Source organism: Haladaptatus sp. CMAA 1909 (genome assembly GCF_043952005.1).
GTDB lineage: Archaea > Halobacteriota > Halobacteria > Halobacteriales > Haladaptataceae > Haladaptatus.
In genome coordinates this window covers 71413-87023 of record NZ_JBIOAV010000001.1, presented here as the reverse complement: position 1 = coordinate 87023, position 15611 = coordinate 71413, and the positions used below count along the sequence as shown (strand labels likewise).

The window sequence follows — 15611 nt, the reverse complement described above, 5'->3', positions numbered from 1 at the left end:
TCCTGATGCGGCTATCGTGACAACGCGCTCAGTAGTTTCGCTTGGCGAGTTTCGAGAGGAAGGCGTTGAGGACCTTCTGTTCGCCCTTTCGGAGGTGTTCGAGGAACGTCGGCCCGCTGATGCCGAAGTCGGCGGCGATGTCGTTCGCCGTCACGTCCCGCGGCCAGTTGTAGTACCCCGCTTCGTGCGCCGAGAAGAGACACTCCGTCTGGCGGGCCGAAAGCGAGTCGTAGATCCGGTCACTGGTGTTGGCGAACTCCACGTTGTCGTTCGGGTCCACCTCGTGAATCGACTCCAACTGCACGTCGTACTCGTCTTCGAGTCTGGTGAACACAGATTCGAGTTGGTCCGAGCGGACGAGGACGGTCCAGTACTCGCACCCGCCGGTGATGTGGACGGGTTCGATGGGCATGAACTCGGAGTTGACGATTTCGGGGACGATGCTGGACGAGCGAGCGTAGGTGACGACGATACGGGCGCGGTCGCCGCTGTGTTTCAGGATGGCCGTGCTCTCGACGACGCGGTGGGAGTCGATGGCCTCCACGAACGCTCCGATGTCGTGGTCGCCGTTGGTGACGATGATGAAGTCGCCTTTGACCGTCTCATCGGTCGGGTAGAGCGACTTTTCGAGGATGTGCGTGTCATCGTATTCGTCGGTGACTTCGAGAGTCCAACACCCCGGATGCCAGAGTTTGAGTTCCACTTGTCGATGTGTCGTTCCGTTCTGATTCTCCGAGACGTGGATGACGCTCATTCAGTGTGTGTCATTCTCCCACATCATGAAAAATTTGTGTATATCGGATGGTACAGTTTTACGGGAACTAGTCGAGACGATAAAATAGTGGACGATTCGATATCGGACTGGTCGCGACGCTGAAGCCCGGTCCCGTACCGTCCTCCGAACTACACTCGCTTTTGGGCCGACCAGACCGCCGTCCCGCCGAGTAGCAGGGCCGGAATGAGCGGCAGGATGAGGTAGGCGAACTTGAACGGGAGGTACGGCGGGTCGAGGTAGATGAGGAGCGGCGAAACGATGAACGCCAGTACGATCACGCCGACCAGAATCCACCCGCTCCGTCCGAACTCCCGCTGTTCGCTGTCCTCGGTCATCATAGCTCGCTATCGGGTTTTACCACCACTTTACCAAAGCCTTCCCGGTTTTCGAGCATCTCGTGGGCACGGGCCGTCTCGCTCATCGGGAGAACCTCCCGAATCGCCGGTTCGAAGGTGCCGTCCCACACCAGTTCCATCACGTCGTCCACCTCGCCGAGACTGGCCATCGTGGATCCGATGACCGAAAGCTGGTTCCAGAAGATGCGGTTGATGTCGGTCTCCGGTTGGCCGCCCGTCGTCGCGCCGCAGGTGACGATTTTGCCGCCTTTGGCGAGGCTCTTGAGCGAGTCCTGCCACGTGGCCTTGCCGATGTGGTCCACGACGACGTCCACCCCGCGGCCGCCGGTCAACTCGCGGATTTGCGAGGCGAAATCCTCGGCCTCGTAGTCGATGACGTGGTCGGCACCGAGTTCGCGGGCGTGTTCGAGTTTCTCCTCGCTGCTCCCCGTGGCATACACCGTCGCCCCGGCGTAGTCGGCGATTTGAACCGCCGCGTGGCCGACGCCGCCGGACGCACCGAGGACGAGGACGTCGTCGCCTGACGTGAGGTCTGCGCGCGTGATGAGCATCCGCCACGCGGTCTGGAAGACGAGCGGGGCCGCCGCCGCCGTCTCCCACGCGACGTCCTCGGGCACCGGTATCAAGTTGTCCTCGGGAACGGCGGCGAGTTCGCTGTGGACGCCGCGGACGTGCTCGCCGATGATGTGGTAGTTCACGCACATCGAGTGTTGGCCGTGGCGGCAGAATTCGCACTTGCCGCAACTGACGCCCGCCGAGAGGGCGACGCGGTCGCCGGGTTCGAAGCGGGTCACGTCCTCGCCGACCGCTACGACTTCGCCCGCCCCGTCGCTCCCGGGAATGTGGGGCATATCGAGGGTGAGACCAGGGAGACCGCGGCGGGTCCACACGTCCAAGTGGTTCAGCGCGCCCGCCTTCACGTCGATGAGGACTTCATCGCGTTCGGGTTCCGGGTCGGGGAAATCGCCGTATTCGATGACCTCGGTTCCGCCGTGTTCCGTGAACTGGACGGCTTTCATACGTGCACCCTCAGCGGCGAAGACTAAAACTGTGTGCAAATAGGGGGTTCGTGTGGACTTTTGGGGCGCGCCGCCCAACGGTTGAACATGACGAACCACGACGGCGGCGACGATGGCGGACACGACGATGACGGGCACGACAGTCACGACCACGGGCACGGCGATGACGACCGTGACCACGGCCACGACGAACGGGGGAACCACGACCACGACGAACACGACCATCCCGACCACCACGCCCACGACGTGAGCGAACTCGGATTCGCGGTCGTCACGGTCTCCTCCTCGCGGTCGGTGGACGACGACCCGGCGGGCGACGCCATCACCGGACTCGTCGAGGAAGCGGGTCACGAAGTCGTCACGAGGGAACTCGTCGCCGACGATCACGACCGGGTACAGAAGACGGTGAACAACATCGTCGGCCGCGACGACGTGAACGTCATCGTCACGACCGGGGGCACGGGCGTCACGCCGGACGACGTGACGATAGAGGCCGTGTGCCCGCTCCTCGACAAGGAACTGCCCGGATTCGGCGAACTGTTCCGCCGACTCTCATACGACGACATCGGGACGAAAATCGTCGGAACGCGGGCGACGGCTGGCGTCGCGGACGGCACCGCGGTCTGTTGTCTGCCCGGCAGCGAGAACGCGGTCCGCCTCGGCGTGTCCGAAATCGTCCTCGAAGAGGCGGGCCACCTCGTCGGCCTCGCTCGGCGCGAGTAGTTCAGAAGTGAAGCGGTTCCGCGACCTCCCACCGCGAGGAGAACTGGCTGTTGACGTTCGCGGCGAATTCGGGGTCCTTCAGGTCTATCATGGCGAACGCCTCACCGGGTGAAAGCGGGTTCGCCACCTCGATACACACCTCGATGTCGTCGATGAGGTTGAACGTGCCGTCCAGTTCGGGCGTCGTTCGGACCGAAAACTTCGGATGGTCGGAGAGGGTCGAAGCGTAGCGTCGTCCGACACTCTCGGGGAGCGTGTCGACGAGTTTCGGCGACATGAGAACCGACACCTTCACGTCGCGGGACAGCGCCCGTTCGATGTGCTCGGTGACGGTGTCGCCGATGTCGCCGATGTCGAACGTCGGCGAGACGCGCCCGGCGACCATGACGATTCGACGTTCCGCCGCGTCCAATCGCTCGATGAGCAGTTCGAGCGACTCCTCCGGACCGACCGCCGCCGTCCAGAAACCCTCCTCGATGGGGGGTTCGACGGTGTCGAGTTCCGTACTCAACTCGTCGACGATGTTCTCGTACTGGTCCGCTTTCGCGTTCAATTCGTCCATTTTGTCTTCGAGCAACCGGTCAAGCGCGGTGCTCGGTTCGACCGCGACGTACTTTTTCGGACGGCTCGCGCTCTGGCTGCGGACGAGGTTGTGCGTTTCGAGACTGTTGAGAACGTCGTAAATCCGTCCCATCGGGACCTCGCTCACGCGGGAGAGGTCCTTCGCCGTCGTCGGACCCGTATTCAACAGCGCCCGATAGGCGCGGGTTTCGTATTCCGAGAGCCCCAAATCGCGAAGACTTGCCATAACTGTTGACATTAGGCCGACAGTATAAAAACGCTACGTGCGTTCCCGACGATCCGACCGAACGTACGATTATCTTCGGGCGAGATCTTCAGAAAAAACTCGATGCCAGTTCACTCAGTTCGGCGGGAGACGCGGCCGGTTCGGAGACCGTCTCCCCGTCGACGAGGCGAGCCGTTCCTCGTTCGTACTCGCCGTCGGGGTCGAGGACGACGACCTTCTCGTGGTCGGCGAGGCGGAGCGCGGCACGGTGAAGGTTCGAACCGGGTTCGGTGGCGACGACGACTCGCAAGGGCGGACGGCACAATCGGGACGCGGCGGTCGCGTAGACGGCGACCTGTACGCCGATTCTGTCGGCCGCACCGGCGAAGGCACCGACGGCGTCGCGCGCCGCGATTTCGTAGGACTCCTCGCCGGTCAGAATCGCCAAATCGACCAGCGCGTCCGCAATCGTCGCGTTGTCGTCCACAGGACGAAGCGACCGGTCGAGAAGGCCGGGACCCTCCTCCGGGCCGTCGACGAACGCGCCGTCGTCCGTTTGGAGCGTGTCGATGGTGTGGTCGGCGACGGCGCGAGCGGTGTCGAGGTAGTCCCTCTCGTTCCCGAGGACCTGCGCGGCGGTGACGAACGCTCGAATCACGGCGGCTTGGTCGGCGAGGAGGCCGCGTTCCCCCTCCTCGTCGCCGTCGCGGTAGTGGACGACGGCGCCGTCCTCGACGTACGACGAGAGGAAATCGAGGGTTCGCTCGGCGTAGCGGCGGGCGTGTTCGTCGTCCGTGTAGGCGACGTAGGTGAGCAACGCGTCGGCGACGAGCGCGTTCCGGTCGGCGAAGGCGGTGAAATCGACCGCCGGAGCCCCCTCGCTCTCGCGGTCGCTCGCGTCGCCCTCGTAGTAGCCGTCGCCGGGTCGCTGACTTCCGCCGAAGGCGTCGCCCTCCCAGAGCGTCGTCGTGAGGTACTCGACCGTCTTTGCGGCGGGGTCGTGGTAGCGTTCCTCGCCGGTGTACAGGTAGGCGTTCGCGTAGGTGCGCAGGAGCGCGGCGTTCACGTCGAGCATCTTCTCGCGGTGAACGTCGTTCCATTCGCGGGTCCCAGCGTAGCGGAAGAAACCGCCCTCGTAGTCGTCGTAGAGGTTCGCCGTAATGGACGAGAGCGTGGCGAGCGCCCGCTCCCGGTCGCGTTTGAGCGCGAACTCGACGGTTCGAGGAAGCGGGAACTTGGCGTCGTCGCCCCACCCGCCGTTCGTCGGGTCGAACCGGTCTTCCAGTTGGCCGACCAGCAGGCGCTCGATTTCGTCCGTCACCTCGCCCGACGGCGGGTTCTGGTCGCGGACGTTTCGCGGGACTTGCGACGCGTCGCGGCCCTTGTGCTCCCAGAGGTCCCGCACCTGCCCGACGACTTGACGCATGGTGTTCGCGTCGAGGAACGTCGCGCCGGTCAGGTGTTCGCCCTCCGGCGTGAGGAACACCGTCGTCGGGAAGCCGCCCATGTTGTAGCGCTCCCTGACGCGCGGGTGGCGGTCGATATCCGCCCGAATCGGGACGAACGAATCGTTGACGTTCGCCGCCAGCGTCGGCACGGCGTACGTCTTCTCGTCCATCTCGTGACACCACGAACACCACCGGGCGGAGAGCGAGAGCAGGATCGGTTTGTCGGCGTCCCGTGCCTCCTCGAACGCCGCGTCACCCCACTCGCGCCACTCGATCTTCGTCCGTTCCGCAGACTGGTCCATGGCGGACCATCGGTGCGAACGATGGAAGTGGTTTCGGAATCCACGCGGGAGGAAGGGTCAACCGCCGGGAACCGCCCCGTCCGGGCAACGGGACGCGCGGTGAACGCGATTCGCGCAGTACGCGCGAATCGGGGAACGCCCGGGGTGGAAGGGGGACGCCGAGGGCGGGACGCGACGTGCGCGTCCCGCCCGCACGCGGTGCGGTTTGCCTGGTCGTTGTTGCCTGGTCGCTGGAATCGAGCGTGCGATATCCGAATCCGATTCGAGACCGTATCACCGCGACCGAGAAGAGATACGCACGGATATTTTCCAGCGCATCCAACCGACCGTCGAATCAGCACTCCCCGACGTTCAGATGGCGTCGCGCTCCGCTTCGATTCGCTCGGCGTACGCCGTCGCGACGGTGTCGAGGATCTCCTCGCCGGCCTCCGCGGTTCCCTCGCGCGGGTCGCCGAGAACGCCGTTCTCGGTGATGGACCTGAACCCTTCGCTCAGGAGTCGGGAGACGGAAATCTCCTCCTCGTGGCCGAGTTCGAGTTCGTCGGTCCCGACGAGACCCTCGTCTATCGCCAGCACGATCGCGGTTTCCGCGGCCCCCGCGTGAATCACGTCCTCTTGGTACTCCACGCCGCCCTTCCGAAGCCCCTCGTTCTGGAGTTCCATGAGATCCCCGAGGTCCGCGAGTGCGATGACGTTCGCGTCGATGTCGCGGGCGATTTCGGGTGCAATGGTGTTGACAGGCGCGAAGTTGCCGCCGTGGGTCGGGACGAGGACGACGTGTTCGAAGCCGTGTTCGTCCAGCGACTCACAGTAGGCGGAAATTAGGTCCATGAGGACCGTCGCCGGAATCGTTATCGTCCCCGGAAACTCCATGTGGTGTCCCGAACAACCGGGCCGAATCGTCGGCGCGGCGAGCGCGTCGCCGAGTTTTTCGGCGATTCGTTTCGCCAGTTCGTCGCCCGCCAGCGTATCCATTAGCAACGGCAGATGCGGGCCGTGTTGTTCGACCGACCCAACCGCTACGATGGCGGTTCGCGTCCCGTCGTCGAGCGCGGTTTTGACGTCCGGCCAACTGTACTCCGCGAGTTCGAAGTTCGAGTTCGTCGTCATGTGTATCACTGTGTAACTGGTGGCGATGAACGGACGGGCAAAAATCACCCAGCCTGATGGAAAACCGGACCGCAGAAAGGACGTTCGCGTCCGCGTTCAGTCGTGAATCTCGACGGATTCGAGGACGACGTCGTCGAGCGGTTTGTCCTGCGGGTTCGTGTCGACGTTGCCGATCTCCTCGACGACGTCCATACCGTCGATGACCTCACCGAACACGGCGTGGCGGTTGTCGAGGTGCGGTTGGGCGTCGAGCGTGATGAAGAACTGCGACCCGTTGGTGTTCGGGCCGGAGTTGGCCATCGAGAGGATGCCCGGGCCGTCGTGGGAGAGTTCGGGGTGGAACTCGTCGTCGAACTGGTAGCCCGGACCGCCGCGGCCGGTCCCCGTCGGGTCGCCGCCCTGGATCATGAAATCGTCGATGACGCGGTGGAAGAGCACGTCGTCGTAGAGCGGTTGGTCGGTCATCCGGTCGCCCGACTGCGGGTCGGTCCATTCCCGCTCGCCGGTCGCCAGACCGACGAAGTTCCCGACGGTGCGGGGCGCTCGCTCGTCGAACAGTCGAACCTCGATGTCGCCGTGATTCGTGTGAAGCGTGGCCGTTAGGTCGTCTGCCATATCGGAACGGTCGGCCTCCAAGGAAAAAAGACGTTCTATCTACTGACCGGCCGTCGTGTACAACAGCGGCGCGACGACCAACAACACGACGCCGAGGTAGGCGTACGTCGGCGGCGCACCCATCGAGACGATGAGAAGGAACAGGACGCCGAACAGAATCGAGTTCAGCGACAGAACCTTCCGGGATTTCAGCGGAATCGAAGCCAACAGCGAAAGCGCGAACAGGGCGAAAACCGCGTCACCGACGTTGATCTTGAGAAGGAAGTCGTCGACGAGTGGCAGTGGGACGAACTCGAACATTCCTGCCCGACAGTCGGGGTGAGTTCTCCTTTAAACTTCCGCTATGCCCCGCCCGACCCCGTCAACTCCAGCGGTCTGACCCAGACGTACCAGATGACGATGGCGGCCGTGAGATAGCCGGAGTAGAAGATGAGGGTCCCCAGGAGTCCGTAGCCGTTCTGCGTCAGGACGTATTTCACCATCCCCGGCACGATGACGCCGAGCGCCATCGCCAGGCCGAACCGAACCTTCCCCGCGGCGTTCTGTGTGCTCATGTCAGCGCGTTCGTCCTCCACCCGCCTGAATCGCACGGTTTGTACCGAGCGGCGGACCAAGTGACAGAGCACAAAGCATTTAGTCCAAAACCACACGAATCGGACATGAAACGTGAACGGATACTTGCGGGCGGCATCGCCCTCCTCGTCGTGGTGAGCCTGCTCGCTGCCGCCGTGATTCCCGGCGCACTCGCGGCGGGGTCACGGGAGGAGAAACGCCCCAGCGGTCTTCGAATCGAAGACGTGTCCATCGCGCCCGGTCACGTGTCGGGCGGGACGGCGACCTTGGCGGTCGAAACGCGACTCGAACACCGAGGCAGCGTGGCGGAGAACGTCTCCGTCCTCGTCCGAGCGGTCCACTCGGACTCGGGATTGGTCGAGACGACGACGCAGTCGCGCGTCCCGACCATCGACGGCGAACGGGAGGAGAGCGTCACGCAGAACCTCTCGGTAGAACGTCGCGGCGACTACAGGATCGAAACAGTCGTGTTCAGCGACGGGAAGCGAATCGCAGAGGGCGGCACGGACGTGCGCGGCGTCGGCGCGCTCCGACCCGACTACGCCCGAACGGGCGTCGATTTCCACTGGAACGACGGAACGAGCGCGTTCCCACCCATCGACTACTCGATTGCTACCGTGAGCGACGACCGGGTGTCGCTCGACGTTTCGACCTATCTGACGAACGAGGGCGACGACCCCTCCGAGGACGTTCGCATCGTCTTCATCGCGCGGCAGGCGGACTCGAACATCGTCACCGACAGAACGACCGTTCCCGTCGGAACCATCGACGCGGGGCGAACCGCGAACCCGTCGGCGACCGTGACGGTGCCGGACGGCTACAACTACTATCTCGACGCGGTCCTCTGGAAGGACGGCGTCGTCATCGGCACCGCGCGAAGCGCCGCGAACTTGGACCCCTCGAAGACGCTCTCGGTCAACGAGACGGAATCGGACGTCGAACTGTCCGTCTCGGATTTCGAGGGCAGCAACACGAAGGGATCGAAGTCGAAGACGACGACGGCGAACGACGCCGGACAACCGGGCTTCACCGTCGTCGCGGGAATCGTCGCCCTGCTCGGGGCGGGACTGGTTGCACGAACCAATCGGAGGAAACATGACTGAAAGCGAATCCACGACGAGTGCGGACGAATCGGCCTCGACGACCGCGACGACGACCGACGGTGGACGAACCGCGACGACCGACGGCGGACGAACGACGATCAACGACGAACGAGCAACGCCGCCGGAACCCGAACGGGCGAACCGAAACGATGACCGCCTGCGGAACACGGCCGACGAACTCGACGTTCGGACCTACCTGTATCGGGGTGCGCTCGTCGTCCTCGTCCTCCTCGCCGTCGTGGCGCTCTTCCAGTTCTACATGAGCGCGCTGAACGTGATCCGAACCTTCGTCGCCTCGCAGTATCGGTCGCTGTTCAACGCGATATTCAACCTCGTCGTCCTCCTCGCGGCCGGCATCGGCATCTCGTTCGTCATCCGCGAAATGGACTGAGGGGCGAACGGCGACCATCCTACCGCGCTCGAACCGTCACCTCGACCGGGTTTTCGGGGTGCAAAGTGACGAGGGGGACGAGCGACAACGGCGCAGACGACACGAGGTCGAACGCGAATCGCTTCCCGAGGGTCGCCAGCACGAGTTTCGCCTCGCGCATGGCGAACCCGTCGCCGATACATTTGCGCGGGCCGCCGCCGAACGGGAAGTAGGCGAACGGCGGGAGTTCGCGGCGGAATTCGTCCGTCCAGCGTTCGGGTCGAAACTCCCACGGGTCATCGAAGTAGCGCTCGTCGTGGTGGACGACCCACTGTGGCGTGGAGACGATGGTGTCGGCGGGAACGTGGAACCCGGCGAGTTCGTCCGCCGCCACCGTCTGTCGGTAGACGACGTAGGCGGGCGGATACAGCCGCATCGCCTCGGTCACGATTTTGTCGAGATAGTCGAGGTGCGCGAGGTCGGCGACGGTCGGCGTCCCGTCCACCACCGAATCGAGTTCGTCGTGGAACCGCGCTGCGACCTCGAGGTGCTTCGACAGGAGATACCACGCGTACGTGAGCGTCAGGGCCGTCGTGTCGTGGCCCGCGAGCAACATCGTCATCATCTCGTTGCGAACGCTCTCCGCGTCGAGGTCTCCCACCTCCTCCCGGTCGAACAGTACGCCGAGCAGGTCGTCCTCGTCGCCGGTGTAGTCGTGTTGTCGGCGGATTTCGCGGAGGATTCGGTCGAGTTTCTCGACGGCGCGCCGATACCGCACGTTTCGCGGCGTCGGCACCTCTTCGGGGACGAACCCCTGCGGGCCGGGTTGGAAGCGCTCGCCGACTTCGACCAGCGCATCGCGGATGGCGCGTTCCATCCCGTCGATTCGCACGCCGAGAAGACTCTCGACGACGATTTTGAGCGTGAGTTCCGACATTTCGGCGTGGATGTCGGTGTGTTCGCCGTCCACGAACGAGTCGGCCAATTCGATCGTATCGCGGACGATGATATTCCCGTACTCGTCCAGTTTCGCGCCGTAGAACGACGGTTGCATAGTCTTGCGCTGGCGTTGCCAGTGGTGGCCGTCGCTCGTCAGCAATCCGTCGCCGAGGAGACCACCCAGGCCCTCGTCGCCGCCCAGATTCGGCTTGCGGTAGTTCGCGGCGTTCGTCACGAGGACGCGCCGGATGGCTTCCGGGTCGGTCACTTGGTAGACCTCCGTTCCGTACACGTCGATACGGGCCACGTCGCCGTACTCGCGTGCGACGCGCTCCATGAACCCTAACGGGTCGTCCGCGTACTGCAGACTGGACCCCAAAATCGGTACCCCCTCCGGTCCCGATGGCACGCGGTTTGCCATGCTTGGGATTGGGTTGCACACGGTAAGAACTTGCTCCCTAACGAGTGACAATCTTTTTATGAATGGTGGTGAAGAAACGCTCTATGGGCAGTCTTCTGGACGAATTGTTGAACGAGGCTCCCGCGATACTCGTCTTCGTCATCCTCGGTACGGGGATTCTCGGCCTCTTCTTAGGGATCAGTTGGGCGTGGATGATCTTCGCGATCGGATTCGTCGTCGTGCTCCCGCTGGTCGCCATCCTCTCCGACGCGGTCAAACGGGCGACGGGAACGCCCGACTGGTACGAGGGGGAGGGACGGGACGGAACGGAGGAGGGGAAAGACCCCCAGCAGGACGCCCTCGATACCCTCCGTGACAGGTACGCCCGCGGGGAAATCGACGAAGAGGAGTTCGAACGTCGGGTGAACCTGCTCTTGGAGAACGAGACGGTTGCGGACGTGAAAGCGCGGCGGGAGCGGGAACGCGAACGCAACTGACCGAGGAATCTCCGATTTTCGAGAGACGATTTCCGAACGCCACAACCGACTTCAGGGACTCGCCCGACGGAACCCCATGGAGAAACAAGGTACGAAAACCGACTATCCGAACTGGCGCGGACTGGCGAAACACCTGCTGACGGGGCTGGCAATCATCTCGTTCGTCTGGGTGGTACGGAAAGTACAGACGGATGGAAGCGGTGGCTAAGGAATCGTAGTACCGAAAACACAACGCCCAGAGAAAACTCTCGAAGGTGTTGTGAACCGTAAGATTAGGTGGCTGGGGAGTTTGTCCTCGGCCCCCGTTGAAGGTGGGCCAACGCGGATTTGAACCGCGGACCTCCCGGTTATCAGCCGAGCGCTCAACCTAACTGAGCTATTGGCCCCGGTTGGCGCATTTACTCGTTGCCGGTTGTGAGTTTTAAGGGTTTCCTTTCTCCTCGGAATCGTCGTCGAACTCTATGTCGTAGGCGTCCGAATCCACCCGATAGGTGTCGCCGTCCGAACCGTTCGAGGAGGAGGTTCCCGAGTCCCCGGTTCCGGTGAGGTTGCCGCCGCCGGGGAAGCCGAAGGTGTAGACGTTGCCCGTGGCGAACCCGCCGGTCTGCTTGTCGATGTACGGCGTGATGATCCACTTCTTGGCCACCGTACGGAACACCGCACGCGTGGGCGGGAGCGCGAAGAGGAACCCGAGCGTGTCCGTGATGAGGCCGGGGGTGAGGAGGAAGGCACCCGCGACGAGCAGGAACCCGCCGTCGATGATGCGGTTCGTCGGGGCGTTCCCGCGTGCGAGGTCGGACTGAATCTCCCTGATGGTGTGTCTCCCCTCGGCGCGAACTAGCAACATTCCGAGCAGGGCGGTCAGCACGACGAGCACGACGGTGATCTGCCAGCCGATCTGGCTGGCGACGAAGACGAGGAACAACCCGTCGAGTAACGGAATCAACAGCAACAGCGCCAGCAACCGTTTCCACATGATTCGACGTAGTGGTTCAGGCTGTAAAACCCTTTACCTGCTGATGTAACTCCGACGAGCGGAACTGAAAGACGAACGGCGACACTCGGTTAGGTCCGCCCGTGTCGTCCACGCTACGGACGGACTATCCGACGCGCGTGCGTGGTGCGAAGTCGTGTCGCGCCGCGCGCGACGCTATCGGTCGCGGAAGTGGCGGAAAAATTTGCGTCCGGAGCGTACGAGCGACCTATCGAACCGGCCGATGTCCGAACTCACTTTCGGTCGAAAACGACGGCCGTCACTATGCCTTCGTTCAGTTCTTCCCCCCGTCTCGTCGCTTCCGTTCCGGAATCGTCGGGAAACTCCCGAAAGACCCAAATCCACGAGTTCGTTTCCGAAATTCGAAATTCAGTTTCGTACCTCGTAATGATTCGTGGGGCTTATTACGATGTACGAACTTCACACCGATAACAGCCATGAGTAAGGACACCGAGAACAGGACGATTTTGCTCATCGGAAGTGGACCCATCCAAATAGGGCAGGCAGCGGAGTTCGACTACTCCGGCGCGCAGGCTTGCCGCGCACTACAGGAGGAGGGGGCGCGAGTCGTTCTCGTGAACTCCAATCCGGCGACCATCATGACCGACCCCGAGATGGCCGACGAAGTATACATCGAACCCATCACGACGGACGCCATCGCCGAAATCATCCGGAAGGAGCGCCCGGACGGCGTCATCGCCGGTCTCGGCGGACAGACGGGACTGAACGTCACCGCGGAACTCAGCGAGGAGGGCATCCTCGAAGAGTACGACGTGGATATCATGGGGACGCCCCTCGATACCATCTACGCCACCGAGGACCGCGACCTGTTCCGCCAGCGGATGCAGGAACTCGACCAACCGATGCCGTACTCGACGACCATCACGCTCGACGAGGGCGAATCGGCCACCGAGATGGACGAGGAGGCGCTGGGAAAGCGCGTCGAGGACGCCGTCGAAACCGTCGGCGGACTACCCGTCATCTCGCGCACGACCTACACCCTCGGCGGGTCGGGGTCCGGCGTCGTTCACGATATGGACGAACTGAAAGAGCGCGTGCGGAAAGGACTGCGCCTCTCGCGCAACAGCGAGGTGCTCATCACCGAATCCATCGCCGGATGGGTCGAACTGGAGTACGAGGTGATGCGCGACGCCGACGACTCGTGTATCATCATCTGCAACATGGAGAACTTGGACCCGATGGGGATTCACACGGGCGAGTCCACCGTCGTCACGCCCTCGCAAGTCATCCCCGACGAGGGCCATCAGGAGATGCGCGATGCGGCCCTCGAAGTCATCCGCGACTTGGGGATTCAGGGCGGATGTAACATCCAGTTCGCGTGGCACGACGACGGCACGCCCGGCGGCGAATACCGCGTCGTGGAAGTGAATCCGCGCGTCTCGCGGTCCTCCGCGCTCGCTTCCAAGGCGACAGGCTACCCCATCGCCCGCGTCACGGCGAAGGTCGCCCTCGGCAAACGCCTGCACGAAATCGAGAACGAGATTACGGGCGAGACCACGGCCGCGTTCGAACCCGCAATCGACTACGTGGTGACGAAGGTGCCGCGCTGGCCCAAGGACAAGTTCGACGACGTGGATTTCGAACTCGGCACCGCGATGAAATCCACCGGCGAGGCGATGGCCATCGGGCGGACGTTCGAGGAGAGCCTCCTCAAGGCACTCCGCAGTTCGGAGTACGAACCCGACGCGGAGTGGGATGAAATCGGCGACGACGAACTCGAATCCTACTATCTCGAAAGACCCTCCCCCGACCGCCCGTACGCCATGTTCGAGGCGTTCGAACGCGGCTACACAGCGGAACAGGTCGCGGACCTGACCGGCATCGAATCGTGGTACGTCGAGCGCTACGGCCGCATCGCGGAATCGGTCGAGGCTGCACAGGACGGCGAGTTCGCCCCGGCGGCCGAGAAGGGATTCACGAATCAGGAGGTCGCGGCGATGGCGGGCGCTGACGTCGGGTCGGTCGAGACGGCCGCACCCGAGCGCTCGTTCAAGCAGGTCGACACCTGTGCGGGCGAGTTCGCCGCCTCGACGCCGTACTACTACTCCGCGCGGTCCGCCCGCGAGACGAACGTGTTCGGCAACGACGAACTGCAGGTGAACCCCGACGTCGAGAGCGTCGTGGTCGTGGGCGGCGGCCCGATTCGCATCGGGCAAGGAGTCGAATTCGACTACTGTTCGGTCCACGCGGTCCGTGCGCTCCGCGAGATGGGTATCGAGGCCCACGTCGTGAACAACAACCCGGAGACGGTTTCGACGGACTACGACACCTCCGACGGCCTGTTCTTCGAACCGATAACCGCCGAAGAAGTCGCGGACGTCATCGAGGCGACGAACGCCGACGGCGTGATGGTCCAGTTCGGCGGTCAGACGTCGGTCGATATCGGCCACCCGCTGGAGGAGGAGCTCGAACGCCGTGACCTCGATTGCACGGTCCTCGGCACCACGGTAGACGCGATGGACCTCGCGGAGGACCGCGACCGCTTCAACCGCCTGATGGACGACCTGGGAATCGAACAGCCGACCGGCGGCAGCGCGACCAGCGAGGAGGAGGCCCTCGAACTCGCACACGATATCGGCTATCCCGTCCTCGTGCGCCCGTCCTACGTCCTCGGCGGCCGCGCGATGGACATCGTGTACGACGACGAGGAACTGACGGAATACATCGAGGAGGCCGTTCGTGTCTCGCCGGACAAACCCATCCTCGTCGACGAGTTCCTCGCCGACGCCGTGGAACTGGACGTGGACGCCGTGTCCGACGGCGAGAACATCGTCATCGGCGGCATCATGGAGCACGTCGAAACCGCGGGCGTTCACTCGGGCGACTCGGCCTGCATGATTCCGCCGCGCTCGCTGGACGAGGAGACGCTCTCCCGCGTCCGTGACGTGACGGAAGACATCGCTCGCGCGCTCGACACGGTCGGCCTGCTGAACGTCCAACTGGCTGTGCAGGACGGAACCGTGTACGTCCTCGAAGCCAACCCGCGCTCCTCGCGGACGGTTCCGTTCGTCTCGAAGGCGACCGACGTTCCGATAGCGAAACTCGCGGCGAAGGCGATGGCCGGGAAGACGCTGCCCGAACTCGACGCGGTCGAACGGATACCCGAGCAGACGAGCGTGAAGGAGGTCGTTCTCCCGTTCGACCGCCTGTCCGGTTCCGACCCGCGCCTCGGCCCGGAGATGAAATCGACCGGCGAAGTGATGGGCACCGCCGACTCGTTCGGCAAGGCCTACGAAAAGGCACAATCCGCCGCCTCGAACGCGCTTCCGGCGGAGGGCGTCGCGGCCATCGAACTGGACGTGGACGGCTTCGGCGACTACTACGAGCTCGCCGAGTTCGACGACACCGCGAAAGCGGTCCGGGAGGGGAAGATAGACTTCCTCGTGAGCGACGACCGTGCGGCGCTGGAGATGGCCGTCGAGGAGGACCTCCCGTACTTCACGACCGCTGCCAGCGCGACGGCGGCGCTTGAAGCGCTCGCCGCGCGCGACGAACCGCTGTGCGTGCAGTCGGTCGGCGACAGGCCGAAAGTCGAACGCGAGTGGGGTCGTTAGTCGGGGTCGATTCCCGTCTCACCGG

The 15611-nt window shown here is 63.7% G+C and carries 17 protein-coding genes and 1 tRNA gene; 6 read left to right on the top strand and 12 right to left on the bottom strand.

What is annotated here, in order from left to right; all coding sequences use genetic code 11:
- Positions 1 to 28: 28 nt before the first annotated feature.
- The 3 genes from ACGYLY_RS00450 to ACGYLY_RS00440 form a co-directional block, all read right to left on the bottom strand.
- Complete coding sequence (locus ACGYLY_RS00450) at positions 29 to 754, bottom strand: helix-turn-helix domain-containing protein (RefSeq protein WP_395283582.1); 726 nt, start codon at positions 752 to 754, stop codon at positions 29 to 31.
- A 149-nt stretch (positions 755 to 903) separates the two neighbouring features.
- On the bottom strand, positions 904 to 1110 hold the full coding sequence (locus tag ACGYLY_RS00445) for a hypothetical protein (RefSeq protein ID WP_231185426.1): 207 nt from the start codon (positions 1108 to 1110) through the stop codon (positions 904 to 906).
- Positions 1110 to 2150, bottom strand: a complete 1041-nt coding sequence (locus ACGYLY_RS00440) for a zinc-binding dehydrogenase (protein WP_395283581.1) — start codon at positions 2148 to 2150, stop codon at positions 1110 to 1112. Before ACGYLY_RS00440 ends, ACGYLY_RS00445 begins: the two co-directional genes overlap by 1 nt.
- 87 nt (positions 2151 to 2237) lie before the next feature.
- Between ACGYLY_RS00440 and ACGYLY_RS00435 the strand changes: the two genes are divergently transcribed.
- Complete coding sequence (locus ACGYLY_RS00435; RefSeq protein WP_395283580.1) at positions 2238 to 2873, top strand: molybdenum cofactor biosynthesis protein B; 636 nt, start codon at positions 2238 to 2240, stop codon at positions 2871 to 2873.
- Between the two features lies 1 nt (position 2874).
- On the opposite strand, the gene ACGYLY_RS00430 is transcribed toward ACGYLY_RS00435, so the two are convergent.
- The 6 genes from ACGYLY_RS00430 to ACGYLY_RS00405 form a co-directional block, all read right to left on the bottom strand.
- Complete coding sequence (locus tag ACGYLY_RS00430) at positions 2875 to 3681, bottom strand: TrmB family transcriptional regulator (RefSeq protein WP_395283579.1); 807 nt, start codon at positions 3679 to 3681, stop codon at positions 2875 to 2877.
- An 88-nt stretch (positions 3682 to 3769) separates the two neighbouring features.
- Entirely contained in the window at positions 3770 to 5410 is a 1641-nt protein-coding gene (locus ACGYLY_RS00425) for a DUF255 domain-containing protein (RefSeq protein ID WP_395283578.1), read from the bottom strand.
- A gap of 351 nt (positions 5411 to 5761) precedes the next feature.
- Positions 5762 to 6520 (bottom strand): creatininase family protein, encoded by a 759-nt coding sequence (locus ACGYLY_RS00420; RefSeq protein WP_395283576.1) that lies wholly within the window; start codon positions 6518 to 6520, stop codon positions 5762 to 5764.
- A gap of 96 nt (positions 6521 to 6616) precedes the next feature.
- Positions 6617 to 7135 carry a peptidylprolyl isomerase gene (locus ACGYLY_RS00415; protein WP_231185432.1) on the bottom strand — a complete coding sequence of 173 codons (519 nt, stop codon included), beginning with the start codon at positions 7133 to 7135 and terminating at the stop codon, positions 6617 to 6619.
- A gap of 39 nt (positions 7136 to 7174) precedes the next feature.
- Positions 7175 to 7435 carry a hypothetical protein gene (locus ACGYLY_RS00410; RefSeq protein WP_395283575.1) on the bottom strand — a complete coding sequence of 87 codons (261 nt, stop codon included), beginning with the start codon at positions 7433 to 7435 and terminating at the stop codon, positions 7175 to 7177.
- 41 nt (positions 7436 to 7476) lie between these two features.
- Positions 7477 to 7689, bottom strand: a complete 213-nt coding sequence (locus ACGYLY_RS00405; RefSeq protein WP_231185434.1) for a hypothetical protein — start codon at positions 7687 to 7689, stop codon at positions 7477 to 7479.
- Between the two features lie 105 nt (positions 7690 to 7794).
- Here ACGYLY_RS00405 and ACGYLY_RS00400 point away from each other — a divergent pair, with 105 nt between their 5' ends.
- Positions 7795 to 8811 (top strand): PGF-CTERM sorting domain-containing protein, encoded by a 1017-nt coding sequence (locus tag ACGYLY_RS00400; RefSeq protein WP_395283574.1) that lies wholly within the window; start codon positions 7795 to 7797, stop codon positions 8809 to 8811.
- A complete protein-coding gene (locus tag ACGYLY_RS00395; RefSeq protein WP_395283573.1) occupies positions 8804 to 9202 on the top strand; it encodes a hypothetical protein in 399 nt (132 codons plus the stop codon). The genes ACGYLY_RS00400 and ACGYLY_RS00395 overlap by 8 nt, the downstream gene beginning before the upstream one ends.
- A 19-nt stretch (positions 9203 to 9221) precedes the next feature.
- On the opposite strand, the gene ACGYLY_RS00390 is transcribed toward ACGYLY_RS00395, so the two are convergent.
- Positions 9222 to 10541, bottom strand: a complete 1320-nt coding sequence (locus ACGYLY_RS00390) for a cytochrome P450 (RefSeq protein ID WP_395283572.1) — start codon at positions 10539 to 10541, stop codon at positions 9222 to 9224.
- Positions 10542 to 10624: 83 nt separating this feature from the next.
- Here ACGYLY_RS00390 and ACGYLY_RS00385 point away from each other — a divergent pair, with 83 nt between their 5' ends.
- The gene (locus ACGYLY_RS00385) at positions 10625 to 11017 is read left to right on the top strand and encodes an SHOCT domain-containing protein (RefSeq protein ID WP_395283571.1); all 393 of its coding nucleotides are present in this window, start codon (positions 10625 to 10627) and stop codon (positions 11015 to 11017) included.
- A 76-nt stretch (positions 11018 to 11093) separates the two neighbouring features.
- Positions 11094 to 11225 carry a hypothetical protein gene (locus ACGYLY_RS00380; RefSeq protein WP_395283570.1) on the top strand — a complete coding sequence of 44 codons (132 nt, stop codon included), beginning with the start codon at positions 11094 to 11096 and terminating at the stop codon, positions 11223 to 11225.
- Positions 11226 to 11329: 104 nt separating this feature from the next.
- Here the strand turns inward: ACGYLY_RS00380 and ACGYLY_RS00375 are convergent.
- Both ACGYLY_RS00375 and ACGYLY_RS00370 read right to left on the bottom strand, forming a co-directional pair.
- Positions 11330 to 11403 (bottom strand) — tRNA-Ile (locus ACGYLY_RS00375).
- A 35-nt stretch (positions 11404 to 11438) separates the two neighbouring features.
- Positions 11439 to 11993, bottom strand: a complete 555-nt coding sequence (locus ACGYLY_RS00370) for an FxsA family protein (RefSeq protein WP_395283569.1) — start codon at positions 11991 to 11993, stop codon at positions 11439 to 11441.
- Between the two features lie 455 nt (positions 11994 to 12448).
- Here ACGYLY_RS00370 and carB point away from each other — a divergent pair, with 455 nt between their 5' ends.
- Positions 12449 to 15586 carry a carbamoyl-phosphate synthase large subunit gene (gene carB / locus ACGYLY_RS00365; RefSeq protein ID WP_395283568.1) on the top strand — a complete coding sequence of 1046 codons (3138 nt, stop codon included), beginning with the start codon at positions 12449 to 12451 and terminating at the stop codon, positions 15584 to 15586.
- Positions 15587 to 15611: the final 25 nt, after the last annotated feature.

Coding starts and splice junctions, on each gene's coding strand:
- ACGYLY_RS00450 (WP_395283582.1), bottom strand. CDS start 754: ATGAGCGTCATCCACGTCTCGGAGAATCAGAACGGAACGACACATCGA.
- ACGYLY_RS00445 (WP_231185426.1), bottom strand. CDS start 1,110: ATGACCGAGGACAGCGAACAGCGGGAGTTCGGACGGAGCGGGTGGATT.
- ACGYLY_RS00440 (WP_395283581.1), bottom strand. CDS start 2,150: ATGAAAGCCGTCCAGTTCACGGAACACGGCGGAACCGAGGTCATCGAA.
- ACGYLY_RS00435 (WP_395283580.1), top strand. CDS start 2,238: ATGACGAACCACGACGGCGGCGACGATGGCGGACACGACGATGACGGG.
- ACGYLY_RS00430 (WP_395283579.1), bottom strand. CDS start 3,681: ATGGCAAGTCTTCGCGATTTGGGGCTCTCGGAATACGAAACCCGCGCC.
- ACGYLY_RS00425 (WP_395283578.1), bottom strand. CDS start 5,410: ATGGACCAGTCTGCGGAACGGACGAAGATCGAGTGGCGCGAGTGGGGT.
- ACGYLY_RS00420 (WP_395283576.1), bottom strand. CDS start 6,520: ATGACGACGAACTCGAACTTCGAACTCGCGGAGTACAGTTGGCCGGAC.
- ACGYLY_RS00415 (WP_231185432.1), bottom strand. CDS start 7,135: ATGGCAGACGACCTAACGGCCACGCTTCACACGAATCACGGCGACATC.
- ACGYLY_RS00410 (WP_395283575.1), bottom strand. CDS start 7,435: ATGTTCGAGTTCGTCCCACTGCCACTCGTCGACGACTTCCTTCTCAAG.
- ACGYLY_RS00405 (WP_231185434.1), bottom strand. CDS start 7,689: ATGAGCACACAGAACGCCGCGGGGAAGGTTCGGTTCGGCCTGGCGATG.
- ACGYLY_RS00400 (WP_395283574.1), top strand. CDS start 7,795: ATGAAACGTGAACGGATACTTGCGGGCGGCATCGCCCTCCTCGTCGTG.
- ACGYLY_RS00395 (WP_395283573.1), top strand. CDS start 8,804: ATGACTGAAAGCGAATCCACGACGAGTGCGGACGAATCGGCCTCGACG.
- ACGYLY_RS00390 (WP_395283572.1), bottom strand. CDS start 10,541: ATGGCAAACCGCGTGCCATCGGGACCGGAGGGGGTACCGATTTTGGGG.
- ACGYLY_RS00385 (WP_395283571.1), top strand. CDS start 10,625: ATGGGCAGTCTTCTGGACGAATTGTTGAACGAGGCTCCCGCGATACTC.
- ACGYLY_RS00380 (WP_395283570.1), top strand. CDS start 11,094: ATGGAGAAACAAGGTACGAAAACCGACTATCCGAACTGGCGCGGACTG.
- ACGYLY_RS00370 (WP_395283569.1), bottom strand. CDS start 11,993: ATGTGGAAACGGTTGCTGGCGCTGTTGCTGTTGATTCCGTTACTCGAC.
- carB (WP_395283568.1), top strand. CDS start 12,449: ATGAGTAAGGACACCGAGAACAGGACGATTTTGCTCATCGGAAGTGGA.